This is a genomic window from Microbulbifer sp. GL-2 (genome assembly GCF_007183175.1).
In the GTDB taxonomy this organism is placed as follows: domain Bacteria; phylum Pseudomonadota; class Gammaproteobacteria; order Pseudomonadales; family Cellvibrionaceae; genus Microbulbifer.
The window spans coordinates 896,858-916,762 of record NZ_AP019807.1 but is presented as its reverse complement, the minus strand read 5'-3'; the positions used below and the strand labels follow the sequence as shown (position 1 = coordinate 916,762).

At 51.0% G+C, this 19,905-nt stretch carries 35 protein-coding genes and 1 pseudogene; 32 read left to right on the top strand and 4 right to left on the bottom strand.

Annotation, left to right across the window (positions count from 1 at the left end; translation table 11 throughout):
• Positions 1 to 252: 252 nt before the first annotated feature.
• Positions 253 to 1,277: pseudogene (locus GL2_RS04155) on the bottom strand (helix-turn-helix domain-containing protein).
• A 730-nt stretch (positions 1,278 to 2,007) separates the two neighbouring features.
• Here GL2_RS04155 and GL2_RS04150 point away from each other — a divergent pair.
• The 4 genes from GL2_RS04150 (at position 2,008) to GL2_RS22280 (ending at position 4,033) form a co-directional block, all read left to right on the top strand.
• On the top strand, positions 2,008 to 2,619 hold the full coding sequence (locus GL2_RS04150) for an STY4526/YPO1902 family pathogenicity island replication protein (RefSeq protein ID WP_143729433.1): 612 nt from the start codon (positions 2,008 to 2,010) through the stop codon (positions 2,617 to 2,619).
• 611 nt (positions 2,620 to 3,230) lie between these two features.
• Entirely contained in the window at positions 3,231 to 3,443 is a 213-nt protein-coding gene (locus tag GL2_RS04145) for a hypothetical protein (RefSeq protein WP_143729432.1), read from the top strand.
• Positions 3,444 to 3,613: 170 nt separating this feature from the next.
• Positions 3,614 to 3,802, top strand: a complete 189-nt coding sequence (locus GL2_RS22285) for a hypothetical protein (RefSeq protein WP_370452109.1) — start codon at positions 3,614 to 3,616, stop codon at positions 3,800 to 3,802.
• 54 nt (positions 3,803 to 3,856) lie between these two features.
• A complete protein-coding gene (locus GL2_RS22280) occupies positions 3,857 to 4,033 on the top strand; it encodes a DDE-type integrase/transposase/recombinase (RefSeq protein WP_370452147.1) in 177 nt (58 codons plus the stop codon).
• Between the two features lie 398 nt (positions 4,034 to 4,431).
• Here the strand turns inward: GL2_RS22280 and GL2_RS04130 are convergent, their stop codons facing one another.
• A complete protein-coding gene (locus GL2_RS04130; RefSeq protein ID WP_143729430.1) occupies positions 4,432 to 4,794 on the bottom strand; it encodes an IS30 family transposase in 363 nt (120 codons plus the stop codon).
• Positions 4,791 to 5,030 carry a hypothetical protein gene (locus GL2_RS22275; RefSeq protein WP_370452146.1) on the bottom strand — a complete coding sequence of 80 codons (240 nt, stop codon included), beginning with the start codon at positions 5,028 to 5,030 and terminating at the stop codon, positions 4,791 to 4,793. Before GL2_RS22275 ends, GL2_RS04130 begins: the two co-directional genes overlap by 4 nt.
• A 267-nt stretch (positions 5,031 to 5,297) precedes the next feature.
• On the opposite strand from GL2_RS22275, the gene GL2_RS21420 reads away from it, so the two are divergent.
• Positions 5,298 to 5,471 (top strand): hypothetical protein, encoded by a 174-nt coding sequence (locus tag GL2_RS21420; protein ID WP_172621051.1) that lies wholly within the window; start codon positions 5,298 to 5,300, stop codon positions 5,469 to 5,471.
• Between the two features lie 111 nt (positions 5,472 to 5,582).
• On the opposite strand, the gene GL2_RS04120 is transcribed toward GL2_RS21420, so the two are convergent.
• Positions 5,583 to 6,059: an aminoacyl-tRNA deacylase gene (locus GL2_RS04120; RefSeq protein ID WP_232053758.1), complete on the bottom strand. Its 477-nt coding sequence runs from the start codon at positions 6,057 to 6,059 to the stop codon at positions 5,583 to 5,585.
• 175 nt (positions 6,060 to 6,234) lie between these two features.
• Between GL2_RS04120 and rpsJ the strand changes: the two genes are divergently transcribed.
• The 27 genes from rpsJ (at position 6,235) to rpoA (ending at position 19,835) form a co-directional block, all read left to right on the top strand.
• On the top strand, positions 6,235 to 6,546 hold the full coding sequence (rpsJ, locus tag GL2_RS04115; protein WP_010133849.1) for a 30S ribosomal protein S10: 312 nt from the start codon (positions 6,235 to 6,237) through the stop codon (positions 6,544 to 6,546).
• Positions 6,547 to 6,656: 110 nt separating this feature from the next.
• Positions 6,657 to 7,292 (top strand): 50S ribosomal protein L3, encoded by a 636-nt coding sequence (gene rplC / locus GL2_RS04110; RefSeq protein WP_143729428.1) that lies wholly within the window; start codon positions 6,657 to 6,659, stop codon positions 7,290 to 7,292.
• 18 nt (positions 7,293 to 7,310) lie between these two features.
• Positions 7,311 to 7,925: a 50S ribosomal protein L4 gene (gene rplD, locus GL2_RS04105; RefSeq protein ID WP_143729427.1), complete on the top strand. Its 615-nt coding sequence runs from the start codon at positions 7,311 to 7,313 to the stop codon at positions 7,923 to 7,925.
• A complete protein-coding gene (gene rplW / locus GL2_RS04100) occupies positions 7,922 to 8,218 on the top strand; it encodes a 50S ribosomal protein L23 (RefSeq protein ID WP_143729426.1) in 297 nt (98 codons plus the stop codon). The genes rplD and rplW overlap by 4 nt, the downstream gene beginning before the upstream one ends.
• A gap of 14 nt (positions 8,219 to 8,232) precedes the next feature.
• Positions 8,233 to 9,057 carry a 50S ribosomal protein L2 gene (gene rplB / locus GL2_RS04095; protein ID WP_143729425.1) on the top strand — a complete coding sequence of 275 codons (825 nt, stop codon included), beginning with the start codon at positions 8,233 to 8,235 and terminating at the stop codon, positions 9,055 to 9,057.
• A 37-nt stretch (positions 9,058 to 9,094) separates the two neighbouring features.
• Positions 9,095 to 9,373 carry a 30S ribosomal protein S19 gene (rpsS, locus tag GL2_RS04090; protein ID WP_143729424.1) on the top strand — a complete coding sequence of 93 codons (279 nt, stop codon included), beginning with the start codon at positions 9,095 to 9,097 and terminating at the stop codon, positions 9,371 to 9,373.
• A gap of 15 nt (positions 9,374 to 9,388) precedes the next feature.
• Complete coding sequence (rplV, locus tag GL2_RS04085) at positions 9,389 to 9,721, top strand: 50S ribosomal protein L22 (protein WP_143729423.1); 333 nt, start codon at positions 9,389 to 9,391, stop codon at positions 9,719 to 9,721.
• 19 nt (positions 9,722 to 9,740) lie between these two features.
• On the top strand, positions 9,741 to 10,421 hold the full coding sequence (gene rpsC / locus GL2_RS04080) for a 30S ribosomal protein S3 (RefSeq protein ID WP_143729422.1): 681 nt from the start codon (positions 9,741 to 9,743) through the stop codon (positions 10,419 to 10,421).
• An 11-nt stretch (positions 10,422 to 10,432) separates the two neighbouring features.
• Positions 10,433 to 10,846 carry a 50S ribosomal protein L16 gene (gene rplP, locus GL2_RS04075; RefSeq protein ID WP_143729421.1) on the top strand — a complete coding sequence of 138 codons (414 nt, stop codon included), beginning with the start codon at positions 10,433 to 10,435 and terminating at the stop codon, positions 10,844 to 10,846.
• The gene (rpmC, locus tag GL2_RS04070) at positions 10,846 to 11,037 is read left to right on the top strand and encodes a 50S ribosomal protein L29 (protein WP_020411392.1); all 192 of its coding nucleotides are present in this window, start codon (positions 10,846 to 10,848) and stop codon (positions 11,035 to 11,037) included. The genes rplP and rpmC overlap by 1 nt, the downstream gene beginning before the upstream one ends.
• 2 nt (positions 11,038 to 11,039) lie before the next feature.
• Positions 11,040 to 11,303: a 30S ribosomal protein S17 gene (gene rpsQ / locus GL2_RS04065; protein WP_108731660.1), complete on the top strand. Its 264-nt coding sequence runs from the start codon at positions 11,040 to 11,042 to the stop codon at positions 11,301 to 11,303.
• Between the two features lie 46 nt (positions 11,304 to 11,349).
• A complete protein-coding gene (gene rplN, locus GL2_RS04060; protein ID WP_143729420.1) occupies positions 11,350 to 11,718 on the top strand; it encodes a 50S ribosomal protein L14 in 369 nt (122 codons plus the stop codon).
• 20 nt (positions 11,719 to 11,738) lie between these two features.
• The gene (gene rplX, locus GL2_RS04055; protein WP_143729419.1) at positions 11,739 to 12,050 is read left to right on the top strand and encodes a 50S ribosomal protein L24; all 312 of its coding nucleotides are present in this window, start codon (positions 11,739 to 11,741) and stop codon (positions 12,048 to 12,050) included.
• A 30-nt stretch (positions 12,051 to 12,080) separates the two neighbouring features.
• On the top strand, positions 12,081 to 12,620 hold the full coding sequence (gene rplE, locus GL2_RS04050) for a 50S ribosomal protein L5 (protein ID WP_143729418.1): 540 nt from the start codon (positions 12,081 to 12,083) through the stop codon (positions 12,618 to 12,620).
• A gap of 9 nt (positions 12,621 to 12,629) precedes the next feature.
• Complete coding sequence (gene rpsN, locus GL2_RS04045; RefSeq protein WP_143729417.1) at positions 12,630 to 12,935, top strand: 30S ribosomal protein S14; 306 nt, start codon at positions 12,630 to 12,632, stop codon at positions 12,933 to 12,935.
• A 39-nt stretch (positions 12,936 to 12,974) separates the two neighbouring features.
• Positions 12,975 to 13,367, top strand: coding sequence for a 30S ribosomal protein S8 (gene rpsH / locus GL2_RS04040; RefSeq protein WP_143729416.1), 393 nt, complete (start codon positions 12,975 to 12,977; stop codon positions 13,365 to 13,367).
• A 12-nt stretch (positions 13,368 to 13,379) separates the two neighbouring features.
• A complete protein-coding gene (gene rplF, locus GL2_RS04035; RefSeq protein ID WP_143729415.1) occupies positions 13,380 to 13,913 on the top strand; it encodes a 50S ribosomal protein L6 in 534 nt (177 codons plus the stop codon).
• A gap of 13 nt (positions 13,914 to 13,926) precedes the next feature.
• Entirely contained in the window at positions 13,927 to 14,277 is a 351-nt protein-coding gene (gene rplR / locus GL2_RS04030; protein ID WP_143729414.1) for a 50S ribosomal protein L18, read from the top strand.
• A 10-nt stretch (positions 14,278 to 14,287) separates the two neighbouring features.
• Complete coding sequence (gene rpsE / locus GL2_RS04025) at positions 14,288 to 14,794, top strand: 30S ribosomal protein S5 (protein ID WP_020411401.1); 507 nt, start codon at positions 14,288 to 14,290, stop codon at positions 14,792 to 14,794.
• A gap of 38 nt (positions 14,795 to 14,832) precedes the next feature.
• Entirely contained in the window at positions 14,833 to 15,018 is a 186-nt protein-coding gene (gene rpmD, locus GL2_RS04020; RefSeq protein WP_143729413.1) for a 50S ribosomal protein L30, read from the top strand.
• Between the two features lies 1 nt (position 15,019).
• The gene (gene rplO, locus GL2_RS04015) at positions 15,020 to 15,454 is read left to right on the top strand and encodes a 50S ribosomal protein L15 (RefSeq protein WP_020411403.1); all 435 of its coding nucleotides are present in this window, start codon (positions 15,020 to 15,022) and stop codon (positions 15,452 to 15,454) included.
• An 11-nt stretch (positions 15,455 to 15,465) separates the two neighbouring features.
• Positions 15,466 to 16,812 carry a preprotein translocase subunit SecY gene (gene secY / locus GL2_RS04010; protein ID WP_143729412.1) on the top strand — a complete coding sequence of 449 codons (1,347 nt, stop codon included), beginning with the start codon at positions 15,466 to 15,468 and terminating at the stop codon, positions 16,810 to 16,812.
• Positions 16,813 to 16,853: 41 nt separating this feature from the next.
• Positions 16,854 to 16,970 carry a 50S ribosomal protein L36 gene (rpmJ, locus tag GL2_RS04005; RefSeq protein WP_010133825.1) on the top strand — a complete coding sequence of 39 codons (117 nt, stop codon included), beginning with the start codon at positions 16,854 to 16,856 and terminating at the stop codon, positions 16,968 to 16,970.
• Positions 16,971 to 17,316: 346 nt separating this feature from the next.
• Positions 17,317 to 17,673, top strand: coding sequence for a 30S ribosomal protein S13 (gene rpsM / locus GL2_RS04000; protein ID WP_020411405.1), 357 nt, complete (start codon positions 17,317 to 17,319; stop codon positions 17,671 to 17,673).
• 87 nt (positions 17,674 to 17,760) lie between these two features.
• Positions 17,761 to 18,150: a 30S ribosomal protein S11 gene (gene rpsK / locus GL2_RS03995; protein ID WP_143729411.1), complete on the top strand. Its 390-nt coding sequence runs from the start codon at positions 17,761 to 17,763 to the stop codon at positions 18,148 to 18,150.
• A 15-nt stretch (positions 18,151 to 18,165) separates the two neighbouring features.
• On the top strand, positions 18,166 to 18,786 hold the full coding sequence (rpsD, locus tag GL2_RS03990; RefSeq protein WP_143729410.1) for a 30S ribosomal protein S4: 621 nt from the start codon (positions 18,166 to 18,168) through the stop codon (positions 18,784 to 18,786).
• A gap of 44 nt (positions 18,787 to 18,830) precedes the next feature.
• The gene (gene rpoA / locus GL2_RS03985) at positions 18,831 to 19,835 is read left to right on the top strand and encodes a DNA-directed RNA polymerase subunit alpha (protein ID WP_143729409.1); all 1,005 of its coding nucleotides are present in this window, start codon (positions 18,831 to 18,833) and stop codon (positions 19,833 to 19,835) included.
• The last annotated feature ends 70 nt before the right edge of the window (positions 19,836 to 19,905 follow it).

The window sequence follows — 19,905 nt, the reverse complement described above, 5'->3', positions numbered from 1 at the left end:
AAACAGAAGATGCGGTGGCCCTAGTCAGCGAGCATGGCTATTCGATCTCTAAGGCAATAGATACTACCGGAACTACTGTAAATAAATTGAGACGCTGGGTTAGATAGTTGAAGCATGAGGAGGGTGGCGCAAGACTGGATGCAGAAGAATGTACTGAATCAGGGCGGCTGCAATGCCATCGTTTAAAATTTAGTAGTCCAAACTTGATCTGACAGTTTCCGGTTTATCAGAAGGTGTTCTGACAAGTGATATTCAGTTTAGGAGTTTTTCCTTCCTGATGCTATTCCCATCTTCAAGTGTTGCGCATCGGTGTGCGACCCCAACATTTTTTGCCATGATGAGTATGATCATTATTGTGATATACGAGCCATTCGTCTAGATTTTTTTTGAAGCACTTATACAGATCCGTAGATCTTGCGGCGTAATGATGTTTGATAGAACCCCTGTAAAATAGTTTTATGGAATCGCTCAAAGATACCATTCTTTTACGGATGTTAGGCTTTTGCTTGGGGGTGTTTTATTTCATTCACACTCAGGTATAACTGATAATCATGCTTCTCCAACTTGCCACAAGATTCTGTGCCACGGTCAGTTAGGATACGCAGTACTGGTAATCATGTATGACATAAAACGGTAATACACGGTCATTCAGAAGATCGGCTGCAGTGATTGGTGTTTTGGTGGTATACAGCTTGCAATGGACCACCTTTACATAGGTATCGATAAATGTTTGTTGTTAAACACGCCCAACACCCCTAAATGTCTCTACGTGGAAGGTATCTGCGAGTCCAGATAGCCTGGGTGTTGAGTATCATTTCCAACACAGGCTTCATCATCATACCTCTTTAGCTCCAAAGCCTGAACCTGTGACTCGGTGTGGATTAGCCCCTCCTCAGCCACCTTGGTCTTAAGCGCTTTTCATCGCAGTTTGAAGTGGCCAAGTAATGCCTTAACCAGATGCTTCGAACGCGACTGGGGGACACAAATACACCGCGCTTACGCAATTCATTAGAGTCTTGGACCTGTCCATGGGCAGATTCTTGAAGGGCATAAGTCACTACGGCCGCCTTAATGGCAGTGTCAACACGGTTCTTATGATTTGGTACCCGTTCAGGAAGGGCATCCACGCCGCCACTAGAGACGGCTTCCTTGTACCGATAGAAAGTGTCTCTCGATACACTAAGCATCTTGCAAGTTTTAGAGGCGTCGCCGAGTTCTTCTGCCAGATTGAGCAATCCGGTCTTGTGTTTGATGATGCGATCATTAGTATGGATCATGGTGTTTATCCTTGGTTTTGCTTTAGGCACCTTCATCAAAACGGGTAAGTCCCTCTTTATCAAGTAGGAGTGTCAGGTTTGGTCTGAATTAGTCCATTAATCTAGTACCAGTTTCCTTGTATCCATCTCACTATGCTGCGGAGTTTTATGCCAACCTATTGAATTTTTTCCGTTTTGTCCTGGTCCTTACATTTCCGTTTCAGGTAATATCTGCAGCCCAAGTTCGATAACGCTCACAATTACTGATGACTAATGGTTAAGGCAGGTCATTGGCACTACGCCGCAATCATTGTCCTCGACTTCCCCCGAAAATTGATAAGAGTCAGTACTAAATAGAGTCATCTATAGTGAGGAGGAATAATTCCGTTGTGAGCAGGCAAGAAGCTACTAATTGATCCTATATCTATGTGAAATACTTAACCAATCCCACTCAATGAATGCCCTTTCTTCCAGTATTGCCAAAGTTCTCATTTCTAAGGTACGGATAGGTCGCATGATTTAGTAATCTTATTAAGATCCGCTTTATAATTTGTGCCGGGTTACTATTTTTCATCCACTTTTGGAATGCATCAACGCCCTCTTAATGTGCGGCGATATGAATCAAATTCACAATTCGCTATGTTCATTAATTTTTTATTGAATAGATAGGTATAGCATGGCATGATCCCAAAAAAAATTAGTATAAAAATTTGACTAGCCTTCAATATTAAAGGATTAATAGGAGTGCGCTGTGAGTAATTCTAATTGTAATTCCAATATAATTAAATCTATTTGTAGTGCTGCATTTCAAGCTCTCCGAGAAGGAGACGAGGAGTCCATAACCTCTATTGGTATTAACACTCCGCTAGCTTTAGAACTCGCAAGCCTAACACTTGGTGAAATAGAACAATTGTCTGAGATGGCTTCTCACTTTCTAGATTTATCGATTAACTTCCAGGTTCTTGAGCGAATGCTTAGGCGAGCAAAAGAAAAGGAAGAGGAGGCCCGTTTGGCTGATAAGCTGTTAAAGCTAGGGGCGGCGACACCATTAATGCAAGAACTTCTGGGCTGGAGCGCGCTTGCTACAAATAGTAGAAAACGTCTTCTTGGACTTCCACTTGACCGGGGTCGCCCCCCTAGTCTTAGAAAAGAGCAAAAAAGTACGGTTATATCATTGTGGTGGGAATTAAGCGAACGCTATCCAAATTCTGGAAGCGCTATACACAAAGCATTACTTTATAAAGAGATTGCTGAAAAAACGGGCTTAAGCCTTGCGGTGATTTGGCCGGTAACCCTTTCACTCCACTGTAATAGAGCAATAGCTCTTAATAGTACAGTTAGTTATAAGATTTCAGCTGCATAGAGGGGGTGCTAAGGAAGTCCAGAAAAATAAGCTTCTAGCGCTATATCACATTCCATAAATTCTAAAAGTGACTATTTTTTAGTCGGAACTCAGGGCTCCATGCTCATTTATCTCCATTTTCGGCGTCTAAAATCTGCGTTTTGTGGACTTTAGGCGCACTGGCTCTAAGTCAGTCAGCAGGTATTTTCCCGAATAGTAAGTTGGTACAGCAGGCCAGTAGGCACAAACACTGGGCGCTTTGTTTCAACCTCGATAGCGTACTTTTCTATACCCAGGGTGTTTTTCCTAGATTGCCAACATAAGTGACACACGCCTGCCGGCCAGAAATCCCAGAGGACTCAAGTAATTTTACGTCTTCTTTGGGCGAATGTTGATTCTGAGTGCTGCATCTTCAATACGGCTTTTGGGTATCTTGCCAATTTCTATGCCTTTCGGGAAGAAATGTAGTGGCCTAACCCTTCTGGACATTTTGCTAAGATGGTAAAGCTACTATGCGAGGTGAAGTATGACAACAAAAGGTACACGTCGGCATTTCGGGCCGGAATTCAAGAAAGACGCCGTAACCCTAGTATTTGACGCAAGGGTATTGGATTTCTAAGCCTGTAGAGGCTGTGGGAAACATTGCCAACAACCTGCGACTCTGGGTAAAAGAGCTAAAGATGGAAGAAAGCGGAGTATGGCTGGATACCAGTGAGCGCACTGAATTGGATAAGTTGCGACGTCAAGTCAAGCAGTTGCGTATGGAGAAGGAAATCCTAAAAAGGCCAGTGCTTTCTTTGCGAAAGAAATGCAATAAAGTACAACTTTATCGAGAAGCAGCATGACAGCTTTCCAGTTAGGGCCGCTCTGCCGGGTAATGTAGGTAAATAAGATTAGCTATTACGATTAGTGTCGCCGTAATGATGGTGCATCAGATAGCCAAACATAGCAACTGTGCCATCGTTTGAAGGTTATATTTGTAGAATCTCGACTGGGTCTAGGAAGTTGTCGGTTAATGAAACTGTTATGTAAAGAAGGCTTTGAAGTTGGGCGCTATCGACTCTGCAAGCTAATGAAAAGACTAGGTTTGATAGTAAAGTGCAAGAAGCGATTTACTTTGATGGCAGACAGTAAACACCAACTGCCAGTCCCAGAGAATCTTCTGAATAAGGGTTTCTCGCCGAGCGCAAAAAATCAAGTTTAGACTGCTGAAATTCCGTACATCTAGACTTTGCAGGGCTGGTTGTACTTGGCGGTAGTGATTGATCTCTATTCTCGCCGGATTGTTGGCTGGCATCTAGATCGTCAGATGGAACCGGCTTTGGTAAGTCACGCGCTGATGATGGCTATTAATTTACGTACGCCCGCAAAAGGTCTTCTGCATAACTCTGATCGGGGTAGTCAGTATGTCTGCCATACCACCAAGCGCTATTGAAGTAGCATGGAATGGTGTTCTCAATGAGCCGTAAGGAAAATTGTTGGGATAGTGCCCCTACTGAACGTTTTTTTAGCAGCCTGACGCGGGAATGTTTGACTGGAAATATTTATCCAACAAGGGAGTACGCTATAACATGTGAGAACCTATATTGCTTATTACAACTCACGCAGGATACATATAATACTGGGGGACGTACCCCCCCATCGAATTTGAGAAATGAGTTTAAGCAAGTGTCCGGTTAGACTTGATCACAACAAACCGCCTCAGTAAACCATTCGCGTTTTCGTTCAACCCGCGCTCCCAAGAGTGATAGGGCTTTGCAAAATATATCTTGTACCTTTTTTTCTGCGCAATCGACCGGCGACCCGAAAATCCACCTCCGTTATCGAAGGTTATTATTTTGCATGATACGGCTTCAGTATCTGATTGACTGCACGACTTACCGTCTTCTTACTCCTATTTGGCACCCTTCGAGTGAGTAACAACTTAGAGGCTCGCTCAACAAATGTCACAAGATAGCTATCGTGACCACAAACCGTATCGCCCTCCTGGTGGCCAAGTTCGGTGTTTTCATCAACAATCGTTGGTCGTTCTTCAATATCAATACGATCTGGAATGAGCTTCCCCCCAGCCTCAGAGCCTGTACGCTTCCGGTAGGGTTTGCCTTTTCGTGGTAGTCGCAGCCTCCAATTAAGCTGACCTAACCAGCGATAAATCGTTGAACAACCGACGGCTTTTTCAGATTTCTCAAACTTCATTCGTCCAGTAATTTGTTCGGGATTACGTTTTTTAATTCATGGTCGATCTTTATCTTCATGGCGAAATCAAACTTGTGTACTACGGGCCTCATACTGCCTCTGCAACGCCTTGCGGTGAGCGCCCTCAGCACACTAAGCGTGAGGCGATTGAAATCTCGATAGATGGTTTTGTTGGAGCGGTCGAGCCGTAGCGCAATGGCTCGAGCTGAATAGCACTGTCCATTGAGGAGTTCAATCTGGTATCGTTCTTTCAGGGGCAGCTAGTTGGTATGGGTTCCCATGGGATTCCAGGCTTGTTTGTGTGGAAGCTAACCAGCTTACAGCCAGCTGGCCACCTTCGTTATCGTCAAGTGTGTCGGTTATTCGGGTTGTCATAATGCTTCAACCCTGTGTGGAACTGCGTACCAGAAGATGGGGTTGGTAAACCAATACCCACACCAAGAAGATTTAGGTCGCTATTAGGTTACAGGCAATTACGCTGATCGAATGGTTTTAAAGTTCCCATGTTGCGCGACGTTAGCAGAGGCGCCCCTTACTTTAACGATGGCAGTGTACAGACCATTGAGCGCGCTATTTACGATATGGCCTGGTACCAGTTGGGGCAGAAGCTCAATCAGCGGCAGGTAAGCGATATCGCGGCCTTCCTGGGAGCGCTGGAGCATCAAGCGGCTGAATAGGTTTGCTGTCCTTTAAAGTGGTGGGGTTTTACTCGCGATTATCGTGAGCCTTGGCAAAAGCTTTCTCCGGGGGGGGGCATCCGTTGCCTTGCCCCCATACCCTTGATGAGATTATGGCCAGTCCTTGCTCAGGTCGGCGGTGTGGCTGCTCATAAAAAGTTTGGTGAACTGTGGTCCATCCATCTCCACCAGCTCCTCATGGTCTCCGGCCTCAAAGTAAATGGTTTCCTGGTGACTGAGGCTGCTGTCGAGCAGGGTTGTAATGCCGTAGGCTTGGCCTATGGGGGGGAGGGCGCCCAGTTCGCAATCCGGGAATATTGATCCGAGTTGGTTTTCTGCGACCATCCCCAGTTCGTTACGGCCAGTTTCTGTATGCACTGCGCGCATATCCAGGCTGCTGCTTGCGGGTATTACCACCATTACATAGCCTTCCTTATCCTGCAGAATTATCGCCTTGGCTACCTGGTCCTCCCTGACGTGGGCGGCATGGGCGCTTTCTCGACTGGTTCGTGTGTGTGGGTGTTGAACCAGGTGGTAGTCGACTGATTGGTCATTCAGGTATTGGCTCAATTTTGCGGCAATAGTCATTTCTGTTCCCTCGTTCCACTTCAGGTACTTCATTGTAGTTTGTGCAGATTGAAATTTGAGCAGGCTGTACAGTTGACAGCCTGACGTGCTCCCCGTAGAATTCGCGCTCCTTTTCGCCCGCCCTCGGGGTTGCGGAAAAGGACGTTCTTTAGTTAATAAGTTGGAGTTTGATTCCATGCAGGGTCAACGTATCCGTATTCGCCTGAAGGCCTTCGATCACAAGCTGATCGACGCGTCCACTCAGGAGATCGTAGAGACGGCTAAGCGCACTGGCGCACAAGTTCGCGGTCCAATCCCGCTGCCGACTCGCAAAGAGAAGTACACCGTACTGATTTCTCCGCACGTTAATAAAGACGCTCGCGACCAGTACGAAATCCGTACTCACAAGCGTTTGCTGGACATCGTTGAGCCTACCGAGAAAACCGTCGACGCGCTGATGAAGCTCGATCTGGCGGCCGGTGTTGAGGTCCAAATTAGTCTCGGCTAACACTTTTACTAACTACCGAATCCCGGGCGAAAAAGGTCCGGGTAGTGTAACGCTCTGAAATTGGGCGGCCGCAGTGGGTTAAAGCCCCGTGCACTGAGAGGTTAATAAAGATGACTATAGGTATTGTCGGCCGCAAGAGCGGCATGACTCGCATCTTCACTGAAGATGGCGTATCCATTCCGGTAACCGTTGTTGAGGTTGCTCCGAATCGCGTCACCCAAGTGAAAACTCAGGAAACTGATGGCTATGCCGCTGTTCAAGTAGCAGTGGGTAACCGTAAGGCTTCCCGTGTCTCCAAGCCCGAAGCGGGCCACTTCGCCAAAGCCAATGTAGAGGCTGGCACCAATCTTTTCGAACTGCGTACAGATAGTTCCGAAGAGACTTTCGAAATCGGTTCTGAAATCACTGTTTCCAGTTTTGAAGCTGGCCAGAAGATCGATGTAACCGGCACTTCCAAAGGTAAAGGCTTCCAGGGCGGCGTTAAGCGCTGGAATTTCAGTATGCAAGACGCAACCCACGGCAACTCCTTGTCTCACCGCGCACCCGGTTCTATCGGTCAGTGTCAGACTCCTGGCCGCGTATGGAAAGGCAAGAAGATGGCTGGACATATGGGTGCTGAGCGCGTAACCGTGCAAAACCTGGAAGTTGTTCGTGTCGATGCTGAACGTAACCTGTTGCTGGTTAAAGGTGCTGTACCCGGCGCTCCCGGTGGCAACGTTATCGTTCGTCCGGCAGTTAAAGCCTAAGTCTGAGGGGAAATAGATATGGAACTGAATATCGCTACTCCCGAAGGCGCTAAAGGCACAGTAGCTGTCTCTGAAGTGACCTTCGGACGTGAGTTCAACCAAGATCTGGTACACCAGGCAGTCGTGGCCTACATGGCCGGCGCTCGCCAGGGTACCAAGGCGCAGAAGAACCGTTCTGATGTTTCCGGTGGCGGTAAAAAGCCCTGGCGCCAAAAGGGTACTGGCCGTGCACGTGCCGGTACTATTCGCAGCCCGTTGTGGCGTTCCGGTGGCGTAACCTTCGCTGCTGACCCGCGTGATCACAGCGTTAAGCTGAACAAGAAAATGTACCGCGCCGCGCTGCGTTGCATTTTGTCTGAGCTGGCTCGTCAAGAACGCCTGGTAGTGGTTGAGTCCTTCAATGTGGACGCTCCCAAGACCAAGCAGTTGGTAAGCAAGCTGGCCCAGTTTGACCTGTCCGAAGCGCTGATCGTGACTGAAGAGGTTAGTGAAAACCTCTACCTTGCCTCACGCAACTTGCACAAGATCGATGTCCGCGATGTACAGGCAATCGATCCCGTAAGCCTGATTCGTTTTGATAAGGTCGTGGTTACCGTTTCTGCGCTCAAGAAAATTGAAGAGGTGCTGGGATGAACCAAGAGCGACTCTACAAAGTACTGCTGGGCCCGGTAATTTCCGAAAAAGCTGCAGGGCTGGCCGACAGTGCCAACCAAGTGGTTTTTAAGGTATCCACCGATGCCGAAAAAGCTGAGATCAAGGCTGCGGTTGAAAAACTGTTTAACGTTTCTGTTGAACTAGTTCGCACCGTAAACGTTAAAGGCAAAACCAAGCGTACGCGTCACGGCATGGGCCGTCGTAACGATTGGAAAAAAGCCTACGTTCGCCTGGCTGAAGGCAGTGACATCAACTTTGAAGCTGCTGAGTAAAGGGGACTGTTACAATGGCAATTGTAAAAACAAAACCGACCTCCGCCGGCCGTCGTCACCTCGTTAAGGTTGTTAACCCCGACCTGCATAAAGGTGCTCCTTACGCTCCTCTTTTGGAGAGTAAAAGCAAAAGCGGTGGCCGTAACAACAATGGTCGTATCACTACCCGTCACATCGGTGGCGGTCACAAGCAGCACTATCGCGTAGTCGACTTCAAACGCAACAAAGACGGTATTCCGGCTAAAGTTGAGCGTCTGGAGTACGATCCGAACCGCAGCGCACACATCGCCCTGGTGTGTTACGCCGACGGTGAGCGTCGTTACATCATCGCACCGAAAGGCCTCAAGGCTGGTGCCACCATTCAGTCCGGCGATGCCGCACCGATTGCTGTGGGTAACACCTTGCCTCTGCGCAACATTCCGGTGGGTTCTGTAATCCACGCGATTGAGCTGAAGCCAGGCAAAGGCGCTCAGCTGGCCCGTTCTGCTGGTGCCTCCGTGCAGCTGGTAGCTCGTGAAGGTCAGTATGCGACCATTCGTCTGCGCTCCGGCGAAATGCGCAAGGTGCTCGCTGAGTGCCGCGCAACCCTGGGTGAAGTGAGCAACTCCGAGCACAGCCTGCGTAAGCTGGGTAAAGCTGGTGCTGCACGCTGGCGCGGTGTTCGTCCTACCGTTCGCGGTGTGGCGATGAACCCGGTAGATCACCCGCACGGTGGTGGTGAAGGCCGTACCTCTGGTGGTCGTCATCCGGTTACTCCGTGGGGCGTTCCGACCAAGGGTAAGAAAACGCGCAAGAACAAGCGCACCGATAAGATGATAGTTCGTCGTCGCGGCAAGTAAGCCGCGCGATGTCTGAGCAGCTAGAGAGGAATCGACAGTGCCACGCTCATTAAAGAAAGGTCCCTTTATTGATCAGCACCTGATCAAGAAGGTGGAGGCGGCGATTGAAGCCAATGATCGTCGACCGATTAAAACCTGGTCCCGCCGTTCCATGATTATGCCGGAAATGGTTGGACTAACGATTGCCGTGCACAACGGTCGTCAACACGTGCCCGTTTTGGTTAACGAAGAAATGGTTGGCCATAAACTGGGCGAGTTCGCTGCTACCCGCACTTACCGCGGTCATGCTGCGGACAAGAAAGCGAAGAAGCGCTAAGCCGAGGTTATAAAGATGGAAGTAGCAGCAAAATTACGCGGCGCACGTCTATCGGCGCAAAAGGCGCGACTGGTAGCTGATCAGGTTCGCGGCAAAGGCGTTGAAGAAGCCCTGGATATACTGGCATTCAGTACTAAAAAGGGTGCGGCGATCGTCAAGAAAGTACTGGAGTCGGCTATTGCCAACGCCGAGCACAACGAAGGTGCTGACGTTGACGAGCTGAAAGTTTCCACAGTTTTTGTGGACGAAGGTATGACCATGAAGCGCATTAAACCGCGTGCAAAAGGTCGTGCTGACCGCATTCTTAAGCGTACTTGTCACATCACTGTGAAAGTGGCCGAGAAATAAGAGAGCAGGCGAGAAAACCATGGGACAAAAAGTACATCCTACCGGCATTCGTCTGGGTATCGTTAAAAAGCATACCTCTGTTTGGTATGCCGGCAGCGACGAGTACGCAGACAAGCTGTACACGGATCTGAAAGTTCGCGAATTTATTCGCAAAAAACTGGCCCACGCTTCTGTGAGCCGTATCGAGATCGAGCGTCCGGCGAACACTGCACGTGTGACTATTCACACTGCACGCCCCGGTATCGTGATTGGTAAAAAAGGTGAAGACGTAGAACGTCTGCGTAAAGAAGTTAGCGCGCAGATGGGCGTGCCTGTGCACATCGATATCGAAGAAGTGCGCAAGCCAGATATGGACGCCGCTCTGGTAGGCCAGAACGTTGCCCAGCAGCTGGAACGCCGTGTTATGTTTCGTCGCGCTATGAAGCGTGCCGTTCAGAACGCTATGCGTCAGGGCGCCCAAGGTATCAAGATTCAAGTAAGTGGTCGTCTCGGTGGTGCGGAAATCGCACGTACCGAATGGTATCGCGAAGGCCGTGTGCCCCTGCACACCCTACGTGCCAATATCGACTATGCCACTGTTGAAGCGAAGACTACTTACGGCATTATCGGTATCAAAGTTTGGATCTTTAAAGGCGAAGTCATCGGTGACGAAGTACCCGAAGAGAAGCCGACGAAGAGCCGCAAGAAACCTGCTAAATAGGGGGTACGCAGATGCTGCAACCAAAGCGTACAAAATTCCGCAAGGTACAGAAGGGTCGCAACCGCGGTCTTTCCCAGCGCGGCTCTAAAGTGAGCTTTGGCGAGTTTGGCCTTAAGGCTATCGGTCGCGGTCGCATTACTGCGCGCCAGATCGAAGCGGCTCGTCGCGCAATGACTCGTCACGTTAAGCGTGGCGGTAAAATCTGGATTCGTGTGTTTCCAGACAAGCCAATTACTCAAAAACCCCTCGAAGTACGGATGGGTAAAGGTAAAGGTGGCGTTGAATACTGGGTAGCTCAGATCCAGCCGGGCAAGGTCCTCTATGAAATGGAGGGTGTGTCCGAAGAGCTGGCTCGTGAGGCTTTCGCACTTGCTGCGGCCAAGCTGCCTGTAAAGACAACTTTCGTTAAGCGTTCGGTGATGTAATGAAGACTGCAGATCTACGCGAAAAGTCAGTTGAAGAGCTGAACCAGGAACTGCTGAACCAGCTCGAAGCTCAATTTAAGCTTCGTATGCAAAAGTCCACCGGTCAGCTGGCTCAGACTCATCTGCTGAAGCAGACTCGTCGCGACATTGCTCGCATAAAGACTGTGTTGACCGAGAAGGCAGGTAATTAATCATGGCTGAAGCAAAACTGAAGCGTACTCTGACCGGCAAGGTTGTGAGTGACAAGATGGATAAAACCATCACCGTTTTGATCGAGCGCCGTGTTAAGCACCCGATCTACGGCAAAATTGTAAACAAGTCCACAAAGCTCAAGGCACATGACGAGAACAATGATTGCAGCATCGGTGATGTTGTAACCATCGAGGAATCTCGTCCGCTGTCCAAGAGCAAATCTTGGGCTTTGCAGAAAATTGTAGAGCGTGCGGCGAAGGTATAACCCCTAGCGCATTGACTGCCGAATTGAAAGGTTTCGGAGAGAGACAATGATTCAAGCGGAATCCTACTTAGAAGTAGCTGACAACAGTGGGGCTCGCCGCGTCATGTGCATCAAGGTGCTGGGCGGCTCCCATCGTCGTTATGCCGGCGTGGGCGACATTATCAAGGTAACCGTTAAGGAAGCCATTCCCCGCGGTAAAGTGAAGAAGGGTCAGGTAATGAATGCCGTCGTGGTTCGCACCAGAAAAGGTGTGCGTCGCGCGGATGGTTCCCTGATTAAATTTGACGATAACGCAGCGGTATTGCTGAACCAGCAATTGGCGCCGGTTGGCACCCGTATTTTTGGTCCGGTAACTCGCGAACTGCGTGGTGAGAAGTTCATGAAGATCATCTCGCTCGCCCCCGAAGTTATCTAAGCCTCGAGCGGAGAAGAGTTATGCGCAAGATCAAGCGTGACGACGAAGTGATCGTTATCGCCGGTCGCGACAAGGGCAAGCGTGGTTCAGTACGTAAAGTACTGAACGACGGCCGCCTGATTGTTGCCGGCATACAGATGATCAAGAAACACCAAAAGCCAAATCCCCAGCTGGGCGTTGCTGGCGGCATCGTTGAAAAAGAAGCGGCAATCCAAGCTTCCAACGTAGCCATCTTCAACCCCAACACCCAGAAGGCTGACCGGGTAGGCTTTAAAGTACTGGAAGACGGCACTAAGATTCGCGTCTTCAAATCCAGCGGCGAAGCCATCTAAGGCTTTAGCGCAAGAGCAGGTTGGTAGATCATGGCAAAGCTTAAAGAGCTCTACACTAAGGAACTCGCGCCCAAGCTTAAAGACGAGCTTGGTCTCGAGAATGTGATGGCAGTGCCGCGCATCACCAAGGTCACCATCAACATGGGTGTTGGTGAAGCGATTGGTGATAAAAAGGTGCTGGAGCACGCTGTCAGTGACATGACAGCAATTTCTGGTCAAAAACCCATCGTTACTAAAGCACGCAAGTCAATTGCGGGCTTTAAGATTCGCGACGGTTGGCCGATCGGTTGCAAGGTAACTCTGCGCGGTGAGCGCATGTATGATTTCCTTGAGCGTTTGATCGACATCGCGATTCCGCGTATCCGTGACTTCCGTGGCATTAGCCCGAAGCAGTTTGACGGCCGCGGTAACTTCTCTATGGGTGTGACTGAGCAAATCATCTTCCCGGAAGTTGACTACGACAAAGTAGACAAGCTCCGCGGTCTGGATATTTGTATTACAACCACAGCCGCAAACGACGACGAAGGTCGTGCGCTGCTGAAAGCGTTCAACTTCCCCTTTAAGGGTTAAGAGGATTCCATGGCGAAGAAATCCATGATTGCGCGTGAGAACAAGCGCGCTCGAACCGCAGCTAAGTACGCCGAGAAGCGTCAAGAGCTGAAGGCGATCATCGCCAGTACCACTGCTTCTGAAGAAGAACAGTGGGAGGCTCAACTCAAGCTGCAGAAAATGCCGCGCGATGCAAGCCCGGTACGTCAGCAACGTCGCTGTCGTATCACTGGTCGCCCCCACGCTGTATACCGCAAGTTCGGCCTGTGCCGTAACAAGCTGCGCGAAGCCGCGATGCGTGGTGATGTCCCTGGCCTCGTGAAGTCCAGCTGGTAATTACCGGCTGGTTTAGGCAGATTTGAGGAGTCTCAAAAGATGAGTATGCAAGATCCGTTGGCAGATATGCTGACTCGCATCCGCAACGCCCTGGCTCGCGGAAAGGCGGAAGTCACACTGCCATCATCAAAAGTGAAGGTAGCAGTAGCTAAAGTCCTGAAAGACGAAGGCTATGTTACTGATTTAAGTGTAAGTGAAGGCGCTAAGCCTGAACTGACTATTGCTCTGAAATACTTTCAGGGTAAGCCGGTTATTGCCGAGCTGGACCGTGTTTCCCGTCCAGGTCTGCGCTCTTACACTGGTAAAAAAGCTCTGCCGACCGTACGCGGTGGCCTGGGTATCGCGATCGTTTCCACCTCTAAAGGTGTAATGACTGATCGCGCTGCTCGCCAAGCCGGTGTCGGTGGCGAAGTGCTTTGCACCGTATTCTAAGCGGGGGTCATAATGTCTCGAGTAGCAAATAGTCCGATAGTTGTCCCCGCAGGTGTTACTGTTGACCTGAAAGGTCAAAACATCGCTGTTAAAGGCGGTAGCGGTAACCTGGATATGGTTATTCACGGTGATGTAGAAGTGAGCCAGGCAGATAGCCAGCTAACTTTTGCCGCGCGCAATAGCTCCAAGCAGGCCAGGGCATTGGCGGGTACTACCCGTGCACTGGTTAATAACATGGTGATAGGCGTAAGTGCTGGCTTCGAAAAGAAGCTGCAGTTGCTGGGTGTTGGTTATCGTGCGAAAGCCACCGGTAAAACGGTTAACCTGACCCTGGGCTTCTCCCATCCGATCGATTATCAGTTGCCAGAAGGTGTGACTGCGGAAACGCCATCCCAGACTGAAATCGTACTCAAGAGCAGCAATAAACAGCTGCTGGGCCAAGTGGCCGCTGAGATCCGTGCGTTCCGTCCGCCGGAGCCCTACAAAGGTAAGGGTGTCCGTTATGCCGATGAGCGCGTGTATCGCAAAGAGGCCAAGAAGAAGTAAATAGGGCATAGATATGAACGTTAAGAAAGCATCTCGCTTGCGTCGTGCACGTCGTGCCCGCGCCAAGATCAGTGAGCTGGGCGCCGTTCGCCTCACCGTGAACCGCACACCACGTCACATTTACGCACAGATCCTGTCTGCCGAAGGCAATGCGGTACTGGCTTCCGCCTCTACCCTGGACAAGGACCTGCGCTCAGGTAAAACCGGCAACGCTGATGCCGCTACTGCGGTTGGCAAACTGATCGCCGAGCGTGCCAAGGCCGCTGGTGTTGAACAAGTTGCCTTTGATCGTAGCGGCTTCAGGTACCATGGCCGCGTTAAGGCCCTGGCTGACGCTGCCCGCGAAGCCGGTCTGAAATTCTAAGGGTTGAGTTATGGCTAGAGAGAAAGACAAAAGCAACGACGAAGGCCTGCAGGAGAAGCTGGTCCAGGTCAATCGCGTTGCCAAGACTGTTAAAGGTGGTCGTATCTTCGCCTTTACTGCACTGACTGTTGTTGGCGATGGCAACGGCCGTGTCGGTTTCGGACGTGGCAAGGCGCGTGAAGTGCCAGTTGCGATCCAGAAGGCGATGGAAGCTGCACGCCGCAATATGGTCCAGGTAGAACTGAATGGCGATACCATCCAGTACGCTACCAATGGTCGTCACGGCGGTTCCAAGGTTTACATGCAGCCCGCTTCCCAGGGTACTGGCGTCATTGCCGGCGGTGCTATGCGCTCCGTACTGGAAATGGCTGGCGTACACAACGTATTGGCCAAGTGCTACGGCTCCACCAATCCGGTGAACGTAGTACGTGCAACTTTCAAAGCTCTGGAGCAAATGCAGAGTCCGGAAGATGTAGCTGCCAAGCGTGGTAAATCAGTCGAAGAGATTCTGGGCTAATCACAGTCCAGATTTAAGGTTATTGGTGGGTTAAGACCATGGCTAAGAAGACCATTAAAGTCACCCAGACCAAAAGCATCAACGGACGCCTGAAAAGTCATCAGGCGTGCGTTGCCGGTCTGGGCCTGCGCCGTATCGGCCACACAGTGGAAGTGGAAGATACTCCCTCTGTGCGCGGTATGATCAACAAAGTTAACTACCTGATTAAGGTGGAGGGGGAATAACATGCGTTTGAACGACTTATCTCCCGCACAAGGCCACAAGCACAGCGCTAAGCGCGTTGGCCGTGGTATTGGTAGTGGATTGGGTAAGACCGGTGGCCGCGGCCACAAAGGTCAAAAAGCGCGTTCCGGCGGCAGTGTTCGTCCGGGCTTCGAAGGCGGTCAGATGCCTTTGCAGAAGCGTTTGCCGAAGTACGGTTTCACCGCTCGCGTTTCTCGCTTTACCGCAGAAGTGCGCTTGGCAGAGCTGGCGAAGGTAGAAAGTGACGTAATCGATTTGGCAGCGCTGAAGAATGCCGATATTATCGGCAGCCATATTAAACGCGCCAAAGTATTTCTCTCAGGTGAGCTGACTAAAGCTGTTACCGTAAAGGGTCTGGGAGTGACCAAAGGTGCAAAGGCGGCTATCGAAGCTGCTGGCGGTAAAATAGAAGACTAATCGAGGCGCCAATGGCACGACCAGGATCCGGTGGAAATCCCCTGGGCAACAGCAAGGGATTGGGCGAGCTTTGGGCTCGTCTTCGTTTTCTGTTTCTAGCGATTCTTGTTTATCGACTGGGGACACATATTCCGGTGCCCGGCATTGATCCGGAAAAGCTGTCGAACCTGTTTAATCAGAACCAGGGAACCATCCTTGGCCTGTTTAACATGTTCTCAGGCGGCGCCCTGGAGAGGATGAGTATTTTGGCTCTGGGCATCATGCCCTACATCTCCGCGTCCATCATCATGCAGTTGATGAGCGCGGTGACTCCTTCGCTGGAAGCATTGAAGAAAGAGGGGGAGGCTGGAAGACGTAAGATCAACCAGTACACCCGCTACCTGACCGTACTGCTGGCCCTTATTCAGGGTATCGGCATGACCTTCGGGCTAGCAGGGCAGAATCTGGCTTACTCATCTGAGCCGGCGTTTGGTTTTTACTTTGTGGCGGTGACGTCACTGGTGACCGGTGCTGTATTTATGATGTGGCTCGGTGAGCAGATCACTGAGCGCGGTGTTGGCAACGGCATTTCCATGCTGATTTTTGCCGGTATCGTGGCCGGTTTACCCGGCGCTATCGGTCAGGCGTTTGAACAGGCACGACAAGGTGAGCTGCATATCCTTATGCTGCTGATCATCGGCGTAATTGCCCTCGCTGTTGTGTTCTTTGTGGTGGTGATGGAACGCGGTCAGCGTCGAATTACTATTAACCACGCCCGACGTCAGGCTGGTCGCTATTCCGCTGCACCCGCTGCGCAGGCGAGCCACCTGCCGCTGAAGGTGAATATGGCCGGTGTTATCCCGGTAATCTTCGCCAGTAGTATTCTGCTGTTCCCAGCGACGCTGGCACAGTGGTTCGGACAGGGTGGAGAGGGTATAGGTGCTCAGATTCTGCAGTGGATGGCGCTGCAGCTGGGACCAGGGCAGCCGTTGAACATTATTTTGTTCGCACTGCTGATTGGTTTCTTCTGCTTCTTTTACACGGCGTTGATGTTTAACCCGAATGAAGTTGCAGACAACCTGAAAAAGTCCGGTGCTTATGTACCAGGTATTCGCCCCGGTGAGCAGACGGCCCGCTATATCGACAGCGTGTTGACCCGACTCACTCTGGTAGGTGCTGTGTATATCGCGCTGGTATCCTTGCTGCCGCAGTTCCTGGTGGTCGGGTTTAACGTTCCCTTCTATCTGGGGGGTACCTCACTGCTGATCGTAGTTGTAGTAGTGATGGACTTTATGGCACAGGTACAATCGCATCTGCTGTCGCACCAGTACGAGGGCTTGATGAAAAAAGCGAATCTGCAAAGCTACGGTCGTCGCTAGTGCGTCACCTGCTCGCAGTTTGATTGAATTGAGGTAAGGTCATGAAAGTACGCGCTTCTGTTAAAAAGATCTGCCGTAACTGCAAAATCGTACGTCGCAAAGGCGTTCTGCGGGTAATCTGCAGCGCTGAGCCACGTCACAAGCAGCGTCAAGGCTAATAAGGGGCCAGCCCCTTGCAGGGTGCGTCCACTGGGCGCCCCTGTAAAAGCTGGAAGAATTCGCCAAGTGGTACAGCCCCGTACCGTTTGGCAACACCTTAGAGAATATCTCTGGGGTGGGAAGCAGGCCGATAGGCCCGCTTCCAATTGGGGGCGTTGACTGTCGTCCGCAGCCGTTTCGGGAGGCCGAAACGGTTGTGGGCTATTGCAAATTAGTGTCTGAAAAGCTATTCTTGCGCGCCTTTTTGGTGGCGCCGTCGGTTTTTTAGTCGCTGTCAGCGCCGAAATCAAAGTAGAGTCACATACTTATATATAGCAGTGGCTCCAATACGTGGAGTACGCCTCTATGGCACGTATTGCTGGTGTCAATGTACCAGACCACAAGCACGCCGTGATCTCCCTGACCCACATTTATGGGGTAGGTCTCACTAAGTCAAAATCTATTTTGGCAGCGGTTGGTATCGCTGAATCCACCAAAATCCGCGACTTGTCTGAAGAGCAGATCGAAACCATCCGTGGTGAAGTTGCAAAACTCACTGTTGAAGGCGATCTGCGCCGTGAAGTATCCATGAACATCAAGCGTTTGATGGACCTGGGTTGCTATCGCGGTCTGCGTCACCGTCGCAGCTTGCCGCTGCGTGGTCAGCGCACCAAGACCAATGCCCGTACCCGTAAGGGTCCGCGCAAGCCGATTCGCAAGTAAGCCTGATTAAGGCGCGATATCGCGGTTTAAGAAACCCCTTCCCGGTGAGAAACCGAGGGGATTTGATACAGGATTTAGGATACTGGTATGGCTAAGCCAAAAACTACTGTTCGCAAAAAGGTCAAAAAGACCGTTGTCGACGGTATTGCCCACATCCACGCATCGTTCAACAATACGATCGTGACGATCACTGATCGCCAGGGTAATACCCTCAGCTGGGCCACCGCAGGTGGATCTGGTTTCCGTGGCTCACGTAAGAGCACCCCGTTTGCAGCCCAGGTTGCCGCTGAGCGCGCAGGTACTGCCGCTCAGGATTACGGCCTGAAAAACCTCGACGTAGAAGTAAAGGGCCCTGGCCCCGGTCGCGAATCTGCTGTTCGCGCACTGAACAACTGCGGCTACAAGATCACCAACATCACCGACGTGACGCCGATCCCACATAATGGTTGTCGTCCGCCCAAGAAACGTCGCGTGTAAGAGGGGGCTGATAATATGGCACGTTATATTGGACCAAAATGTAAACTGTCCCGTCGTGAAGGGACTGACCTGCAGCTGAAGAGTGGTGTTCGTCCACACGACTCTAAGTGTCGCGCAGAATCCAAACCCGGTCAGCATGGCGCTGGTCGCGGTCGTCTGTCCGACTACGGTATCCAGCTGCGCGAAAAGCAAAAAGTTCGTCGTATCTACGGCGTACTGGAAAAGCAGTTCCGTAACTACTATAAGGAAGCGGCGCGTCTGAAGGGCGCAACTGGTGAAAACCTGCTGCAACTTCTGGAAAAACGCCTGGATAATGTGGTTTACCGCATGGGCTTCGGCTCAACTCGTTCTGAGGCGCGCCAGCTGGTCGCCCACAAAGCGATTCTGGTGAACGGCACAACCGTTAACATTCCTTCTTTCCAGGTTAAAGAAGGCGATGTGGTTGCTGTGCGTGAAAAAGCCAAGAAGCAGCTGCGTATCCAGAATTCCGTTACCCTCGCTGCCCAGCGTGGCGATGTCGAGTGGGTAGACATAAACGCGAGCAAACTGGAAGGCACTTTCAAGCGCATTCCGGATCGTGTCGATCTGCCGGCAGAGATCAACGAAAACCTTATCGTGGAACTGTACTCCAAGTAACAATTAATCCACTTTAAGGAATGCAACTGTAAACAGGTATGGCTATGCAGACTGCTGTCAACGAGTTTTTGACACCGCGTCGTATTGACGTCACCGAGTACAATCCGAATCACGCCAAAGTGGTTCTGGAGCCCCTGGAGCGTGGCTTTGGCCACACTCTTGGCAATGCGCTGCGTCGCATCCTGCTGTCCTCCATGCCGGGCTGCGCCGTCACCGAAGTCGAAATCGACGGTGTCGAGCACGAGTACAGCGCGATCGAAGGTGTGCAGGAAGATGTTATTGAAATCCTGCTCAACCTGAAGGATATCGCGGTTGTCATGCACGGCAAGGATCAGGCGGTATTGAGCCTGAGCAAGAAGGGCTCGGGTGCGGTGACTGCCGGAGATATTCAGGTAGATCACGATATCGAGATTATTAATCCTGAGCACGTGATCGCCAATATCACTGGTGATGTTGAACTCAACCTGCGTCTCACCGTAGCTCGCGGCCGTGGCTATCAGCCGGCTGACGCTCGTCGTGACGAGGAAGAGGAAAGCCGCGCTATAGGCCGTCTGCAGCTGGACGCTTCCTACAGCCCAGTTCGCCGTGTGTCCTACAGTGTTGAGAGCGCGCGCGTTGAGCAGCGCACTGACCTGGATAAGCTGGTTCTGGACCTGGAAACCAATGGTACCCTGGATCCGGAAGAGGCTATTCGCCGTGCAGCCACTATTCTGCAGCAGCAGCTTGCAGTGTTTGTGGACCTGGAAGGCGAGAAGGATGCACAGCCTAAGGCAGAGGAGCCGGAAGTTGATCCGGTACTGCTGCGCCCGGTTGATGACCTTGAGTTGACCGTTCGTTCGGCTAACTGTCTGAAAGCAGAGAATATCTACTATATCGGTGACCTGATTCAGCGCACTGAAGTAGAGCTGCTGAAGACACCGAACCTAGGCAAGAAGTCCCTGACTGAGATCAAGGATGTATTGGCTTCTCGCGGTTTGTCCCTGGGTATGCGCCTGGAAAACTGGCCGCCAGCTAGTCTCAAAGGCGACAGCAAACTGAGCCCCCTGTAAGCATTTGGTAGTCGCGGTTTGCCGCGACTAGTAGAAAGAACCCGAGCGGTGCCACAGCTTAGCGCGACAC

Bases quoted from the DNA above. Each gene is read 5' to 3' on its own strand.
- rpsJ (WP_010133849.1), top strand. From the start codon at position 6,235: ATGCAGGGTCAACGTATCCGTATTCGCCTGAAGGCCTTCGATCACAAG.
- rpsC (WP_143729422.1), top strand. From the start codon at position 9,741: ATGGGACAAAAAGTACATCCTACCGGCATTCGTCTGGGTATCGTTAAA.
- rpsD (WP_143729410.1), top strand. From the start codon at position 18,166: ATGGCACGTTATATTGGACCAAAATGTAAACTGTCCCGTCGTGAAGGG.
- rplO (WP_020411403.1), top strand. From the start codon at position 15,020: ATGCGTTTGAACGACTTATCTCCCGCACAAGGCCACAAGCACAGCGCT.
- rpsN (WP_143729417.1), top strand. From the start codon at position 12,630: ATGGCGAAGAAATCCATGATTGCGCGTGAGAACAAGCGCGCTCGAACC.
- GL2_RS21420 (WP_172621051.1), top strand. From the start codon at position 5,298: ATGTTGCGCGACGTTAGCAGAGGCGCCCCTTACTTTAACGATGGCAGT.
- rplF (WP_143729415.1), top strand. From the start codon at position 13,380: ATGTCTCGAGTAGCAAATAGTCCGATAGTTGTCCCCGCAGGTGTTACT.
- rplC (WP_143729428.1), top strand. From the start codon at position 6,657: ATGACTATAGGTATTGTCGGCCGCAAGAGCGGCATGACTCGCATCTTC.
- rpsH (WP_143729416.1), top strand. From the start codon at position 12,975: ATGAGTATGCAAGATCCGTTGGCAGATATGCTGACTCGCATCCGCAAC.
- rplE (WP_143729418.1), top strand. From the start codon at position 12,081: ATGGCAAAGCTTAAAGAGCTCTACACTAAGGAACTCGCGCCCAAGCTT.
- rpoA (WP_143729409.1), top strand. From the start codon at position 18,831: ATGCAGACTGCTGTCAACGAGTTTTTGACACCGCGTCGTATTGACGTC.
- rpmD (WP_143729413.1), top strand. From the start codon at position 14,833: ATGGCTAAGAAGACCATTAAAGTCACCCAGACCAAAAGCATCAACGGA.
- rplP (WP_143729421.1), top strand. From the start codon at position 10,433: ATGCTGCAACCAAAGCGTACAAAATTCCGCAAGGTACAGAAGGGTCGC.
- rplB (WP_143729425.1), top strand. From the start codon at position 8,233: ATGGCAATTGTAAAAACAAAACCGACCTCCGCCGGCCGTCGTCACCTC.
- GL2_RS04120 (WP_232053758.1), bottom strand. From the start codon at position 6,059: ATGACTATTGCCGCAAAATTGAGCCAATACCTGAATGACCAATCAGTC.
- rpmC (WP_020411392.1), top strand. From the start codon at position 10,846: ATGAAGACTGCAGATCTACGCGAAAAGTCAGTTGAAGAGCTGAACCAG.
- rpsM (WP_020411405.1), top strand. From the start codon at position 17,317: ATGGCACGTATTGCTGGTGTCAATGTACCAGACCACAAGCACGCCGTG.
- rplD (WP_143729427.1), top strand. From the start codon at position 7,311: ATGGAACTGAATATCGCTACTCCCGAAGGCGCTAAAGGCACAGTAGCT.
- rplN (WP_143729420.1), top strand. From the start codon at position 11,350: ATGATTCAAGCGGAATCCTACTTAGAAGTAGCTGACAACAGTGGGGCT.
- rplW (WP_143729426.1), top strand. From the start codon at position 7,922: ATGAACCAAGAGCGACTCTACAAAGTACTGCTGGGCCCGGTAATTTCC.
- rpmJ (WP_010133825.1), top strand. From the start codon at position 16,854: ATGAAAGTACGCGCTTCTGTTAAAAAGATCTGCCGTAACTGCAAAATC.
- rplV (WP_143729423.1), top strand. From the start codon at position 9,389: ATGGAAGTAGCAGCAAAATTACGCGGCGCACGTCTATCGGCGCAAAAG.
- GL2_RS04130 (WP_143729430.1), bottom strand. From the start codon at position 4,794: ATGAAGTTTGAGAAATCTGAAAAAGCCGTCGGTTGTTCAACGATTTAT.
- rpsQ (WP_108731660.1), top strand. From the start codon at position 11,040: ATGGCTGAAGCAAAACTGAAGCGTACTCTGACCGGCAAGGTTGTGAGT.
- rpsE (WP_020411401.1), top strand. From the start codon at position 14,288: ATGGCTAGAGAGAAAGACAAAAGCAACGACGAAGGCCTGCAGGAGAAG.
- GL2_RS22285 (WP_370452109.1), top strand. From the start codon at position 3,614: ATGAAACTGTTATGTAAAGAAGGCTTTGAAGTTGGGCGCTATCGACTC.
- rplR (WP_143729414.1), top strand. From the start codon at position 13,927: ATGAACGTTAAGAAAGCATCTCGCTTGCGTCGTGCACGTCGTGCCCGC.
- rpsK (WP_143729411.1), top strand. From the start codon at position 17,761: ATGGCTAAGCCAAAAACTACTGTTCGCAAAAAGGTCAAAAAGACCGTT.
- rplX (WP_143729419.1), top strand. From the start codon at position 11,739: ATGCGCAAGATCAAGCGTGACGACGAAGTGATCGTTATCGCCGGTCGC.
- secY (WP_143729412.1), top strand. From the start codon at position 15,466: ATGGCACGACCAGGATCCGGTGGAAATCCCCTGGGCAACAGCAAGGGA.